10 protein-coding genes are annotated in these 15,240 nt (G+C 40.1%); all 10 read left to right on the top strand.

The window, feature by feature from the left end:
- Positions 1–562 precede the first annotated feature (562 nt).
- The 10 genes from AC973_RS06545 (at position 563) to AC973_RS06500 (ending at position 15,151) form a co-directional block, all read left to right on the top strand.
- Complete coding sequence (locus AC973_RS06545) at positions 563–1,678, top strand: S-(hydroxymethyl)glutathione dehydrogenase/class III alcohol dehydrogenase (protein WP_048728899.1); 1,116 nt, start codon at positions 563–565, stop codon at positions 1,676–1,678.
- A gap of 6 nt (positions 1,679–1,684) precedes the next feature.
- A complete protein-coding gene (fghA, locus tag AC973_RS06540; RefSeq protein WP_048728893.1) occupies positions 1,685–2,518 on the top strand; it encodes an S-formylglutathione hydrolase in 834 nt (277 codons plus the stop codon).
- Positions 2,519–2,808: 290 nt separating this feature from the next.
- The gene (locus AC973_RS06535; protein ID WP_048728889.1) at positions 2,809–3,510 is read left to right on the top strand and encodes an ABC transporter ATP-binding protein; all 702 of its coding nucleotides are present in this window, start codon (positions 2,809–2,811) and stop codon (positions 3,508–3,510) included.
- Between the two features lie 10 nt (positions 3,511–3,520).
- Positions 3,521–6,361 carry an FtsX-like permease family protein gene (locus AC973_RS06530; RefSeq protein ID WP_048728884.1) on the top strand — a complete coding sequence of 947 codons (2,841 nt, stop codon included), beginning with the start codon at positions 3,521–3,523 and terminating at the stop codon, positions 6,359–6,361.
- 242 nt (positions 6,362–6,603) lie between these two features.
- Positions 6,604–8,139 carry a class I adenylate-forming enzyme family protein gene (locus AC973_RS06525; protein ID WP_048728879.1) on the top strand — a complete coding sequence of 512 codons (1,536 nt, stop codon included), beginning with the start codon at positions 6,604–6,606 and terminating at the stop codon, positions 8,137–8,139.
- Between the two features lie 366 nt (positions 8,140–8,505).
- The gene (locus AC973_RS06520) at positions 8,506–9,711 is read left to right on the top strand and encodes an acyl-CoA dehydrogenase family protein (protein WP_048728876.1); all 1,206 of its coding nucleotides are present in this window, start codon (positions 8,506–8,508) and stop codon (positions 9,709–9,711) included.
- 98 nt (positions 9,712–9,809) lie between these two features.
- Complete coding sequence (locus AC973_RS06515; RefSeq protein WP_048728867.1) at positions 9,810–12,068, top strand: 3-hydroxyacyl-CoA dehydrogenase/enoyl-CoA hydratase family protein; 2,259 nt, start codon at positions 9,810–9,812, stop codon at positions 12,066–12,068.
- Positions 12,069–12,098: 30 nt separating this feature from the next.
- Complete coding sequence (locus tag AC973_RS06510; protein ID WP_048728933.1) at positions 12,099–13,286, top strand: thiolase family protein; 1,188 nt, start codon at positions 12,099–12,101, stop codon at positions 13,284–13,286.
- 84 nt (positions 13,287–13,370) lie between these two features.
- On the top strand, positions 13,371–14,156 hold the full coding sequence (locus AC973_RS06505) for an enoyl-CoA hydratase/isomerase family protein (RefSeq protein ID WP_048728864.1): 786 nt from the start codon (positions 13,371–13,373) through the stop codon (positions 14,154–14,156).
- A gap of 50 nt (positions 14,157–14,206) precedes the next feature.
- A complete protein-coding gene (locus AC973_RS06500) occupies positions 14,207–15,151 on the top strand; it encodes a LysR family transcriptional regulator (RefSeq protein WP_048728862.1) in 945 nt (314 codons plus the stop codon).
- Positions 15,152–15,240 lie beyond the last annotated feature (89 nt).

Below are 15,240 nucleotides of genomic sequence, written 5' to 3'. Positions count from 1 at the left end.
GGTAATCTAATGATTACCTGGCAGATATTACTCATCAGTCCTATTTGACGAAGAGCCAATTTTCTGAGGGCTTTTCTGACGACTCATTCTGTAAGGGGGTGCGCCCTAACAGAATGATGTGCGTCAGAAATCTTTAGTTGGGTTCGAGCCTTCACTGCTAAGGGATGCTAGGAAAGCTACAGCCTTTGGCTAGAAAGACGCTATCATTTAATTAGGCTTCAAGGTAAAATTGACAATATAAGTTTCAATATAAAATATAATTTGTTGAAAATTATCTGCTCATAAATTTTCAAAGGTCACTTTAATTTGCGAACTGTGATGCATCATTCAATGATGGCGTGAAAAAATAAGGCCCTCATTTTTTATTGTCGATTTTATATAAAGACTTACTTCTGACCAATTTCAATCTTCGTAAAAATGAATCATCAGCTTCCAATTCGGAAGTCCTTTTTCCAAAAAATGATATAGTGATATAAATGTCAGTATTGTGCTAAAAATGTTAGTATGTAATTATGGAAATATAAATAACTGAAAAAAAACACAACAGAAAGTAGGAATTTGAATGAAAAGTAGAGCTGCTGTTGCATTTAATCCAGGTGAACCGCTGGAGATTGTTGAAATTGATGTTGCTGAACCAAAGGCGAAAGAGGTATTGGTGAAAATCCTTTATACTTCTGTCTGCCATACGGATGCTTTTACCTTATCGGGTGATGATCCAGAGGGTGTATTCCCTGCTGTACTAGGCCATGAGGGTGCTGGTGTGGTGGTTGCTGTAGGTGATGAAGTGACGTCTGTTGAAGTGGGCGATCACGTGATTCCGCTATACACGGCTGAGTGTGGGGAGTGTAAATTCTGTCGTTCTGGTAAAACCAACTTATGTAGTGCTGTCCGTGAAACGCAGGGTAAAGGGTTAATGCCTGATGGCACTACGCGTTTCTCTTATAACGGCGAGCCTATTTACCATTACATGGGGACAAGTACTTTTAGTGAGTATACGGTTGTTCCTGAGATTTCTTTAGCGAAAATTGATAAGGAAGCGCCACTTGATAAAGTCGGTCTATTTGGTTGTGGTGTCACAACTGGGATTGGTGCAGTCCATAACACCGCTAAAGTAGAAGAAGGCGCTGTGACGGCTGTATTTGGTTTAGGTGCTATTGGATTAGCGGCTATTCAAGGTTTGGTGCAAGCGAAAGCAAGTCGTATTATTGTAGTTGACTTAAACGAAGATAAGTTTGAATTAGCTGAAAAAATGGGTGCTACTGATTTCCTAAATCCATCTAAATTCGACAAACCAATCCAAGATGTCATCATTGAAATGACAGACGGTGGGGTAGATTACAGTTTCGAGTGTATCGGAAACGTTGACGTGATGCGTTCAGCCCTAGAAGCTTGTCATAAAGGTTGGGGTGAAAGTGTCATTATCGGAGTTGCGGGTGCGGGTAAAGAAATTCACACACGTCCCTTCCAATTAGTTACAGGTCGTGTATGGCGCGGGTCTGCCTTTGGTGGCGTGAAAGGTAGAACGCAACTACCAGGTATGGTTCAAGATTACATGAACGGTGAGATTGATATCGATTCATTTATCACCCATAACCTTGATTTCACAGACATCAATGAGGCGTTTGACCTGCTGCATAAAGGTGAATCTATCCGTACCATGTTGACTTATGGGGAGTAATGAAAAATGACTTTAGAAATGATTGCTAGCAATCGTGCCTTTGGCGGTGAACACCGTAAATACCGCCATTTCTCAAAGACCTTACAATGTGACATGACCTTTAGTCTATTCTTGCCATCTAACGAAGAGGGGCAAGAAATCCCGCTAGTTTGGTTTTTATCCGGTCTAACTTGTACAGACGATAACTTTAGTCAAAAAAGTGGTTTTCAAAGATTAGCTGAACAACACCAAGTGGCGGTTTTGATTCCAGACACCTCGCCACGCGGAGAGGATATTGCTGATGACGACGCTTATGACCTTGGTCAAGGCGCAGGGTTCTATTTAAACGCCACACAAGAACCGTGGGCTAATCACTACAAAATGTATGATTATCTTGTGGATGAATTAGGTCAAATTGCAGCCGATTTAATCCCTCATTATGCGGGCCAAGAAAGTATCATGGGCCACTCAATGGGTGGACACGGCGCCTTAGTTATTGGCTTGAAAAATACCGACCGCTTTAAAGCCATCTCTGCCTTTGCACCCATTCTAAACCCAAGCCAAGTGCCGTGGGGGATTAAAGCCTTCACAACTTATCTAGGTGAAAATGAGGAAGCTTGGAAAGAATGGGATGCCACAGAACTGATTAAAGACGTTGACGCTCCGTCAATTCTAATCACCCAAGGTAGCCAAGATGAATTCTATCCAGAACAATTAGACGAAAGCCATTTCCTTGAAAACGCCAAGGAAAATGGTCAAGCAGTCAATTATCAAAAAGTAGAAGGCTATGACCATAGCTACTACTTCATCGCAACATTCTTAGAAGAACACTTCGCCTTCCACAAACAACATTTAAAATAACAGAACAATGACGTCCCTTGAAGTAGACTTGAACAAGCTACTTTAGGGGCGTTTTTTGATTGGGAAAAAGAGGCGCTAGGTCAGATCGGATTGATGAATAATTGTTAAACATATAGATAAGTAAATTTATATTTTTATCAAAATCATCTACCTCATAGATTATTTAAATAACTTAAGTTAAATATTCCGATTCTTTGATTTTGCCTGACCAAATAGTATATGATTAAGGATGACTGGGAGTAAAGACGAAGAATTAGGGTAATTTAAAAAGGAAAGTATGGTGTTGTATAGTGGCTTACATTCACTTAAAGGATGTCGTAAAACAATATGGAACAGGAAATACCGCAATTTTAGCCAATGACCATATTAATTTAGAAATTGAAGAGGGCGAATTCGTAGTGATTCTTGGCCCTTCTGGTGCTGGGAAATCAACTCTTTTAAATATTTTAGGTGGGATGGATGCAGTCACTTCGGGTGAAGTTTTAGTAGCGGATAAAAACATCGCTTCATATGACGAAAAAGGTTTAACCGAATACCGGCGTGACGAAGTGGGGTTCATTTTCCAAAATTATAACTTAATCCCTAATTTGACGGCTATTGAAAATGTAGAGGTATCAGAAGAAATTTCGGATAATTCATTAGCTGCCAAGGATGCACTACAAGGGGTTGGCTTATACCACCGCAAGGACAATTTCCCGTCACAATTATCAGGTGGGGAACAGCAACGTGTGTCGATCGCCCGTGCGATTGCGAAAAATCCAAAATTATTATTATGTGATGAACCAACGGGTGCTTTAGATTATGAAACTGGGAAAAAGGTGTTAGGATTCTTACAAGATTTAACCAATGAACAGGGGACAACTGTTGTTGTGATTACCCATAACCAAGCGATTGCGCCGATGGCTGACCGTGTCATCAAAATCAATGATGGGACTGTTTCGTCACAAGAATTAAATCAACAACCAATGCCAATTCAAGATATTGAATGGTAGGTGGTCCTTAATGAAGAAGAATAGAAAAATATGGTTAGACGGCTTTCGTGAGATCAAGAATACCCTTGGGCGGTTTCTAGCCTTATTGCTGATTATCGTTTTGGGAACGGGGTTCTTTGTGGGTATCCGTGCAGCTGCACCGGATATGATTGCAATAGCGGACAAGTATTTTAACCAAACTAACTTAGAAGATATGTCTATTCAGTCAACCATGGGACTTGACGAGGATGATTTAGCCTTATTAGAAGATGTGGAAGATATTGAATATCAACCTTATGCCTATGTTGACCGTCAGATTGCTACGAGTAATGATTTAGTTCGTTTCTATCCAAACTTCAATGAAACATCAGATATCAACCAATTTGATGTCCAAGAAGGGCGGTTACCTGAAGCAGTCGATGAAATCGCCATTGATAGCCAATTAGCCAATGATGAAAACTACCAAATTGGACAAGAAATCAGTTTAACTGATTTAGGTGTCAACTCAGAAGACAATGAAAGTGGTGCACCAACTCTTTCGGGTGAGACCTTTACCATTGTCGGCTACGTAAATTCACCCCTGCAAATTACAAATATTAGCCGCGGGGCGACTGGGCTTGGAGACGGGCAATTAAACGGTTTTGCGGTGATTGCACCTGAAGCCATTAATGGGGATATTTATACCAGTATCGCTATTGACGTGACCGCTGTAGATGATTTAGAAGCCTATTCAGACGAATACAATCAAGTCATCGCAGCTAAGCAAGCAGAAATTGAACATGTATTCGCCGACCGACCAAGTGAAGTCTACAACCAGACTGTATCTGAAGCGGAATTAGAAATTTCATCTGGACAAGCGGAAATTGACTCAGCTAGGTCTGAATTGGCGTCTGGCGAAAGTGAATTAAACCAAGCACAATCAGAAATTGATGACAACCAAAGTCAACTAGACCAACAAGAAAGTCAAGTTGAGTCCCAACTACCAGAAGGCGTATCCCTAGCTCAAGCTGGCATGTCCAGTGTGGTCGCTCAATTAGAAGCTGGTCAAGCAAGTCTTGATTCAGCTCAAAGTGAGTTAGACCAAGCAAGAAGTGATTATGAAAGTGAACGTCAGGAAGCTGAAGAATCTTTATCTAGCGCTGAAGCAGATATTGCGGACGCTAAATCAACATTGGCTGATTTAGATGAACCGACTTATACGATTAACGACCGTTCTGGCGTCTCAGGCTATACCGCTTGGGAAAATAATGCGGACAACATGGCGACAATTGGCCAAGCCTTCCCAATTATTTTCTTTCTGATTGCAGCATTAGTTTCCTTTACCAACATGCAACGGATGGTAACAGAGCAGCGGGTTCAAATTGGGACTTACAAGGCCTTAGGTTATAGCCCGCGAACCATTCAAACCAAGTATATTATGTATGCAGGAGTGGCAGCTATTTTAGGGTTGGTCATCGGTATTTCAATCGGTAACTATCTATTCCCGAATATCATTGTGTCTGCCTTCTCCAATACCGTGGCCTTACCAGGCATGATTTACACTTGGCAAATTGTGGACATCTCACTCGCAGTAGGGATTTCCTTGTTGACGACTGTTTTACCAGCTTGGTTAACCACTAGAACGACTCTGAACGAGAAGACCGCACGCTTATTGCAACCTGTTACTGGGAAAAATGGCCAACACATTTTCCTAGAAAGGTTTAAAGGGTTCTGGTCCCGCTTGAGTTTCCAAGGTAAGATCACTTGGCGGAACATCTTTCTCTATAAAGGACGTAACTTGATGACCATTATCGGGGTTGCCGGATGTGCCATGTTGATTGTCACTGGATTCGGTCTATCTGACTCTATTTCAGGTCTACCGGACGAACAATTCATCCAAGTGAAAATGTATGACGGTAGCCTGTCATTCAATATGGATGCCAGTCAAGAAGACCGCGACCAAGTGGTGGCCGATTTAACAGATAATGGTGACGTGGAGAATGTTTTACCGCTGTCCCGTGACGTTCTGATGACCGATGACGAAACAATCACCCAACAAATCGTGAGTGTCATGACCTTTGATTCAGAAAGCAACTATCAAGGTTACTTCCAATTACAAGAACTAGACACCGAACATAAGATGACCTTACCTGAAGATGGTGTCCTTATCACCGCTAAGCTGGCCTCATTATTGGGCATTCAAGCAGGAGATACAGTGACCTTAGTGGATACCAATAACGATCCTTATGAATTTTCTGTAAAAGGCGTCATCACCAACTATCTAGGTCATGAAATCTACATGACAGATGCTTACTACCAAGAGGTATTCGGTGAAGAAAGTGAAGAAAACACAGCCCTTGTTCAATTTGAAAGTGGCTTATCCACTAGCGACCAATCCGCAATCTTTGACCAAGTCAAAGAAGAAGCTGGCGTCATTGGGACAAGTTTAAACGCTAGTCAAATCACGGACTTTGAAGAAACCCTATCAGCCCTTGATCTGGTGACCGTCGTCTTGATTATTTCAGCAGGTGGCCTGGCCTTTATCGTCCTTTACTCATTAACCAACATTAATGTGTCAGAACGGATGCACGAATTGGCGACAGTTAAGGTGCTAGGATTCCGGTCACTTGAAGTCAGTATGTATGTTTATCGAGAAACCTTATTCTTAACCATGGTAGGGATTATCATTGGGAACTTCTTAGGATACGGCTTACTCAGCTATATCTTAAATACAGTGGCAATCGATCAGGTATTCTTCCCGATTGTGATCCAATGGCAATCTTACCTATACGCAAGTCTGATTACCTTAGCCTTCTCCATTGTGGTCATGATCTTCATGCACTACAAACTGAAGAAAGTGGAAATGGTATCAGCACTCAAAGAAGAAGATTAATTAAATTAGGACCGGGATTCATTCCTGGTCTTATTTTTTTATGCGCAAAATCATTAAATTCAACACAATTTGTACAATATTGTTTTTGGTAAACCCCTAATATTGGGCTTTTGTGTCTCATCTTCTCATTTAATTCCTTAAAAATTAAAGGATTCTCTAGACAAGGCTTGAGTTTTTAGTAAAATGAGAGTAACAAAAGATGATAGCGCTTACAGATTCTAACGTTTAAGGAGAGATAAACAATGAATTTGGACTGGATTAAAACGCGCGCAATTACTTCCCCTGAAAAGGTGGCGGTGATTGATCCATTGAAACACACAGAATTTACCTATCAAGATTTAAATCAACGTGCGGAAATTTTAGCTCGGCACTTGGTAGAGGATGCAGGCGTCAAAAAGGGAGACCGGATTGCCACTTTTGCCCCTAACGATATTGCTATTATTGATATGTTGTTAGCGGCAATTAAGATTGGTGCAGTCTTCGTTCCACTCAACTGGCGATTAAAACCAGTAGAAATTGCCCGAGTGGTAGAAGATGCAGGTGTTGAATATATTTTATATGCAACTAACCATTTAGACCGTCTATCAGAAGTACCTGACGCTTACATCAAGTACAATGTAGACGAGGTTGAATACAATCAAATGATGGATTTAAGTAACCATCAACCTTTTGAGAGTGTGTCTATTGATTGGCAAGATCCTATTTTATTAATTTATACCTCAGGTTCAACCGGTCGACCAAAAGGGGTCATTCATACCCATGAAAGTTATTTAAATAACGTATTCAATCAAATCATTTCTTGGAGAATGAGTGAAGATTGGGTAACAATTGGCTCAACCCCAATGTTCCACATTTTAGGTTTTATTGATATTGCGATACCAATGTTAGTTGTAGGTGGTCAATTAGTCTTAGAACGCTACTTCAACTATGAAACCATTAACGATTGGATCCGTACTTACAAACCAAATGTACTAGTCATGATTCCAACCATGTACTACGGTATTATCGCTTCACCTGACTTTAAACCAGAAAACTTAATGAGCGTAGACTTATTAGTCGCAGGAGGGTCACCACCATTACCAGCTGTACAAAAAGTTTTCCAGCAAATGGGTAAAATTATTATTAACGCCTACGGCTTAACCGAAGCGCCTTTATTAACGTTTAATACTAGTCAACGCGCTAATGAGCGCCCGACTACAATTGGTTCTCCTCTTTTATTTGATGAAATGATCGTTGTAGATGATGAGATGCACCCATTACCACAAGGTGAAATTGGTGAATTGTTGGTGAAAGGGAAGAACGTAACACCTGGTTATTGGAAGCTACCTGAAGAAAATGCCAAAGCTTTCCATGATGGCTATTTTAGAACTGGGGATTTAGCTTACTTAAATGAATATGGGGAAATGACTTTAGTCAATCGTTTGAAAGAATTGATTATCACTGGTGGGGAAAATGTCTTACCATCTGAAGTTGAGGCTGTATTAAGCCAGCATCCATTGGTTAAATCAACTATTGTACTTGGATTTGAACATCCAAAATTTGGTGAATCTGTTTCAGCAGCGATCATGGTCAATAAAGATGTTGAAGGCGCAGACAAATTCCAAGAAGTACTAGATCAATTCTGCTTGGAAAAACTTGCCGGTTATAAGACGCCAAAACTTTACATGGAAATTGACGAAATCCCAGTTAACTCGGTTGGTAAACCAGACCGTATAGAACTTAGTCGTATGATGGCAGCGCACGCTAAAGAAAATTTGACAGCAAGCGCAGGTAGTTAAAATAAGGATTAAATTAGGCACTAGGAGACTTATTTTCCTAGTGTTTTTTTATTTGCTTTTAAATATACCTAATAATGGTTGCTTATAAAATTCAACTATATAAGGGATTTTGTATTTATTTTGTAATAGTAATCATAAGTTTAGCTTATAACTATTGTTAATGACGCTTTTTAGAAAGCGTTTACAATAACTATTAGTATTACTCATAGTCCATATTAATAAGGCTTATTTTCCTTTACACCTTATTGGTATTAATATAAGTTTGTAAGCGATATCATTTTTGTTAGTTTTACTAGAAAATATTCAATTCAGGCAAAACCAGCGTGGCAATTGATCTATATATAAATAATAAGGAGTGTTTACCTCATGGAAAATAGAGAAGCAGTATTAAAAGAGTTATTCCCAGAAGATATCTTAAAGATCTCAAGTGGTTTAACCGATGGAGAAATTGAAGTTTTAAAACAGTTGGTAGAACTATTAGAAAGCAAATACCGCAGTGGCTTAAATGAAGCATGGGTAACTGAATCAGAACCAGAAGGATTCTTTGAAGATATTGGTAGTTTAAGATACTTTGACAATCCCCTTTTATTTGAAGGGCGTGAAGGTAAAAAGACAACCAGTCAATTATTCCAATTCTTTTTCGCTTTTACCCTATCGCGTTTTGATGTGTCCTTGAATACTTTATTGGGTGTTCATACGGGACTAGGTTTTAATACTTTCCTATTTGGTGGTAGTCCTGAACAAGTTCAAAAGTATATTCCAAAACTAGCCAGTCATCAACTACGCACATGTTTTGCTTTAACTGAGCCAAATCATGGTTCTGATGTGGCTTGGGGATTAGAAACAAGTGCTAGACGCGAAGGCGACAAATGGATTATCAATGGTGAAAAACGGTGGATTGGTGGTGCTTCAGTTGCTGATGTGATTCCAGTATTTGCTCGAGATGAGGAAACTGGTAAGCCAAAATGCTTTATCGTTCAAGCAGGGCAAGCTGGTTTGGATATTGATGTAATTCAAAATAAAATTGCTCTAAAAATTGTGCCAAATGCTAATATCCATTTGAAAGATGTTGAAGTCGCTGAAAGTGATCGACTACAAAATATCAATTCATTTAAAGATATTGCGAAAGTTTTATATTCAACACGTGCAGGAGTTGCCAACATGGCCACCGGTGCGATGGCTGGGGCATTACAAGCTAGCTTGAAATATGTCACTGAGCGTAAGCAATTTGGTAAAGAAATTTCTAATTATCAATTAGTACAAGAAAAATTAGCCATGATGCAAGGAAATTTAACTGCTGCAATGGCTCTATGTTCACAAATTGCACGTCAACAAGAAGAAGGTGACTACAACGAGGTAGTAACTTCAGTCGGTAAAATGATGAATGCATTAAGACTTCGGGAAACAGTGGCAATGGGCCGCGGAATTTGTGGAGGTAACGGGATTGTAGTGGACAATGATATTGCACGATTCTTTGCAGATGCAGAAGCCGTCTACACCTATGAAGGAACGCACGAAGTAAATGCCTTAGTCATTGGTCGTGCCTTGACCGGACAAGCAGCATTTAATTAGTAATTTAAACCGACAATAATAAAGAGCCGGGTAGACAGTTCAAATAATCTGCCCAATCTCTTATTTTTAGAAATTGATCAAAGATGGAGGGAAATACAATGACAATTACAAAAGCGACCGTTCTCGGGGCTGGTGTCATGGGGAGTCAAATTGCCGCCTTACTCGTAAATGCGGGATTGAAAGTACAATTATTAGATGTTGTCATCGACGAAAATGAACCGAATAAACTTTCTAAGTCTGGATACGACCGTATTACTGACCGGAAGAAACCGATGCTATACCAAAGTCAATTTCAAGGTAACTTGACCTATGGGAATTTTGATGATGACTTAAGTGAACCATCAGATAGTGATATTTTTATTGAAGCAGTTAAAGAAGATATCAAAATTAAACACGCTATTTGGGAGAAGATTGCTGCAGTTGCTAAACCAGAAGCTATCCTAGCGACAAATACTTCCGGTATTCCAATTCAGGCAATAGCTAAAGTTTTTAAAGGTGCAGAGCGTGAACGATTCTTAGGCATGCACTTCTTTAATCCACCACGCTATATGAAATTGGTGGAATTAATTCCAACTGAGTTTACGTCTGAAGCGACAATTAATCAATTAAAAGTCTTTACTGAGAAAAAGTTAGGTAAAGGGGTAGTTGTAGCGAATGATGTACCAGCCTTTATCGCTAATAGAACAGGCACCCACTCTATGAGTGATATTATGTACCGTGCTGAGCGTGATCGCCTGTCAATTACGGAAGTAGATGCCTTAACAGGAAAAGCGATTGGCCGGCCACGCACTGGTACTTATGGGCTATCTGACTTAGTAGGGAATGATGTGGCTACTTTTGTAGTTGGAGGCTTGACGCAAGATCCAAGCGAACAGCCATATTTCAACCAATCTACATTAATTGGCAAATTGGTTGAAGCAGGGGCTTTAGGTAATAAGGTTGGTCATGGTTTTTATAAGAAAGAAGGCCGTCAACGTTTAGTATTAGACCCAGAAACATTCACCTATGTACCAGCTGAAAAACCAAATCTACCTATTTTAGCTAAATTCTCTAGTAACTTGAAAAAGAATATGGACGTCATCTTTAATGCCACAGATACAGCTGGTAAGTTCCTTTGGGAAACTTTAGCGAGTACCTTCTATTATGCAGCCAATAATATCCCTAAAGCGGCAGTGGATTATAAAGATATTGACCGTGCCATGGTTTGGGGCTTCAATTGGAAAGTCGGTCCCTTCCAACTTTGGGATTTAATGGGCTTTGAACGGGTTAAAAAACGTATTGAAAAAGAGATAGGACCTTTACCAGAATGGGTAGCAAATCGAAGTGAGCCATTTTACAAAGAAGGGGAGATTCTTGAGAATCTAACCCCAATGAGTGAAAAGGTAGATGCAAATATTTGGGAAACAGAGGCATCAACCTTAAGTGTTATCAATGATAATCAGTTATTATTCAATTTTCACACACCAAATAATACGATTACAGGCGAGTTATCAGCTGAATTGATTAAAGCTGTGGATGAATTAGAGTCTGGTGACTATGTGGGGATGGTAATTTATTCAAATGGGCCGCATTTCAGTCCTGGTGCGAATTTGAATATGATGAAAGAAGCCATTGAGTCTGACGGGGTTGATGAGTTAATTGGTCAAACAATCAGTGAACTACATGAAGCGGTTAACCGGGTTCGCTACACAGCAAAACCAATTGTAACAGCCGTTCGTGGTCGTGCACTTGGTGGCGGGGCAGAATTGGTTTTAGCATCACCTTATATTGTCGCAGCGGCGGAATCTTATATCGGCTTAGTTGAAGTGGGTGTTGGTTTAGTCCCTGGTGGCGGTGGTTTAGCGGAATTAACGGAACGTGTAATGGATATGAAAATCCAAAAAGATGCAAAAATGCGTATTCTAGGAGATGTCATTACGCGTGTAGCTTCTGGTGATGTATCGATGTCAGCTTATGAAGCCAGAGATAAATACTATCTAAGACAGTCTGATGATATTGTAGCAGCTAGTGATAGCGTAGTGGAGATTGCCTTTGACAAGTTAACTTACTTATCTAAGACGAACTTTATTCCGCGGACTAAGGTGAACTTCCCAATTCTAGGTACTAGCTTCAAAGCGGTTGTGGAAGGTCAATTAGATGCCATGAGACTAGGTCATTTTATCAGTGACTATGATATGGAATTAGGGTTAACCGTTGCAGAAATTATGACAGGTGGGGACTTACCTGAGGGAACACTTGTTAACCAAGATTGGTTACAACATCTAGAAAAAATGCATTTCCTTAGATTAGCGAACAACCAAAAAACATATGAACGGATTGCCTATATGTTAGAAACACGTAAACCATTACGAAACTAGTGGATGAAATTAGGAAGGAATGAACGAATGATGCAAGATGCTTATATCGTTTCTTATGGACGGTCAGCGATTGGTAAAGGGCGGCCGAATGGTGCCCTAGCCAATGATCGTCCAGATGATGTTGCTGCTGAAGTATTAAAAGGGGTCATTGACCGTATTGAAGGTGACTTTGATCCAGCTTTAATTGAGGATGTCATTGTCGGATCAGCCTTTCCAGAAGGTGTACAAGGGATGAACTTTGCCCGTACAATTGCCTTACGGGCGGGGTTACCTTATACAGTTGCTGGTCAAACAGTGAACCGCTATTGTTCATCGGGATTGCAAACAATTGCTATAGCAGCTAATGCTATTATGGCTGGTCAATCAGATGTGCTAGTAGCTGGTGGTGTTGAGTTTATGAGTGCAGTTCCGATGGGTGGGAATGAACCAACGAATAACCCAACCTTACAAACAGAAGATTCGGGTGTGTCCTATCCAATGGGGTTAACTGCTGAAAATGTAGCAAGTAAATACAAGGTTAGTCGCGAAGACCAGGATGCATTTGGTGTAGAAAGTCATCGCCGGGCCCACAAAGCACAAACTTCTGGTCGTTTTGAGGATGAGATTATACCGGTTACTACCCATAAAGTGCGCTATACCGAACATGGTCCACAGGTAGAAGAAAAAATCTTTGATCAAGATGAAGGGATTCGACCAGAGTCTTCAATGGAAACTTTAGGGAAATTACGGACAATCTTTAAGGCAGATGGCACTGTGACAGCAGGAACAGCTTCACAAATTTCTGATGGTGCAAGTTTTGTTGTCTTAATGTCAGGCGATAAAGTCAAAGAATTAGGGGTTAAACCAATTGCTCGTTTTGTTGGCTTTAAGGCTGTTGGCGTTGATCCAAAATATATGGGGATTGGCCCAGCCTATGCCATACCAGAGGTCTTAGAACTTACTGGCTTAACTTTAGATGATTTAGATTTAATTGAGTTAAACGAGGCCTTTGCCTCCCAAGCTTTAGCGTCAATTCGTGAATTAGGTATTGATCAATCCGTCACTAATGTGAATGGTGGAGCGATTGCTCTAGGCCATCCTCTAGGGGCTACAGGTGCGATTTTAACCTCAAGATTGCTAGCTGAAATGGGCAAACGTGAAGATAGTAAGTACGGCATGGTGTCTATGTGTATAGGTGCTGGTATGGGTGCTGCGGGTATATTTGAGTATATTCACTAGACAAGATGGTATAAGGACTCGCTAAGCTATTCAAATTCTATCAGCTTGGCTAGTCCTTCATCCATTTTGCAAAGGAGTAAATTAATGTTTGAAACAATTTTATTTACCATCGAAGACAAGATTGCAAGAATAACTTTTAACCGTGAAGCATCCGGCAATGCCTTTTCTGAAACAACTTATCAGGAAGTGATCGATGCATTAACAAAGGTTGAGCAGGATCCCGACGTAAAAGCAATCGTGATTACTGGCGCTGGGAAATACTTCTGTGCTGGTGGTGATATTCGCCAATTTAAAGACTTGGTGGCGTCTGGTGAAGGTATTCCCGAATCAGGTGTGATTAAAACAGGAGAGATGGTTGCAGCCGTTCGTAGGTCGTCTAAACCAGTGATAGCAGCCGTAAACGGTGTGGCAGCTGGTGCTGGGTTAGGCTTAGCCTTAGCCTGTGATTTTATTTTGATGGGGGAAAATGCACAATTAGTGACGGCCTTCATTCAGATGGCTTTTCCAGGTGATACTAGTTTGCTCTTTAATTTGAGTCAATCAATTGGCGTTTACCGGACTAACCGTCATGTCATGCTAAATGAACCCATCACAGCTGACTTAGCCGAAAACTATGGACTTACCTATCAAGTAGTAGCGGATGAAGGATTACTAGCAGCCGCGTTGGACTTGGCTAGTCATTTTGTTGCCGGCCCTTCTGTAGCTATAGCTTATCAAAAGGCAATTATGTATGATCTACAATATCCAAAGGCTTTAGAGAATAACAAATTAGAAGCGAAATATATGCGTAAGGCTTCCTTAACTGAAGATCACCGCGAGGCAGTTACTGCTTTCTTAGAGAAGAGAAAGCCTAAGTTCCAAGGAAGATAGTTTGGTATGGTAAACTATTGGCAAGAAGAAACGTAAAGGGGCCAATAAATATGGACATCAACCAAATGCAGTATTTTGTGGAAATTGTAAAATCAAATGGTAACTTAACAGTTGCCGCAGATAACCTTTTTGTCTCACAGTCAGCTTTAAGCCAATTTATTAAAAATTTTGAAAAACAACAGGGTGTGTCGCTTTTCAACCGAAAGAACGGTAGAATTGTAAGCGTTTCCGAATCTGGGATGCGGGTTTATGGGTCAGCTTTAAAAGTATTGAATCAATACAGCAATCTAGAACAAGTGATTGAGAAAGAATCGCTCGTCCACAAGGGGCGCATCAAGATTGGGATTCACCCAACTTACTTAAGATTTTTCTTTAATAAATTTATTCCACAATTTCTCATCGAAAATCCAGATGCGCATATTGAAATTGTTGAAGCAGGTACTAATGATTTATACCGGATGCTTGAAGATAATATGATTCATATGGCCGTTTTAGTACCACCTGAAACAATGGATGAAGATAAATATGAATCCCATCAATTAGTACGAACAGAAATTGTGGCTTTTATGGGACCAGACCATCCTTTAAGGACGAAACGCCTACTTAAATGGTCACATCTAGATGGCTATCATTATGTTACTTATAACAAGGAAGACATTGTGCACGATTTGGTTAGGGAAAAATTGCGTACCCATGATTCTAAGGCGATTCAATTGTTTACTTCAGGTTCTTGGGATTACATGATTGAAACAGTCCTCTATAATCAATTAGTTGCGCTTTTACCAACAGTATATTTTAGTTTATTCATTGCCAAATTAAATCAGATGGGGATTGTGGAGAAACGATTTGAAGATCCTATTCCCTATATTCCAACCTTAGTACGTGAGAAAAAAGCAGGGTATTCAAAAGTTGAAAACTTTGTTTACCAATCTATTTTAGAGAATTTCTATCTAGAAAATGAAAGTCTTAAATATGATTTTCTAGATGAAGCTTAATTAGTGGTTATTAGATAAATACGGTACGGACAATGAACTTTCATGATAAGTGCAGGCCTATTTGATAACCTCTAATCGTTAATATGAGA

Origin of the sequence: Carnobacterium sp. 1290_CSPC, assembly GCF_001053265.1 — a bacterium.
GTDB lineage: Bacteria > Bacillota > Bacilli > Lactobacillales > Aerococcaceae > Aerococcus > Aerococcus urinaeequi.
Note: the sequence above shows the minus strand (reverse complement) of the source record. Positions and strands in the feature narration are given on the sequence as shown.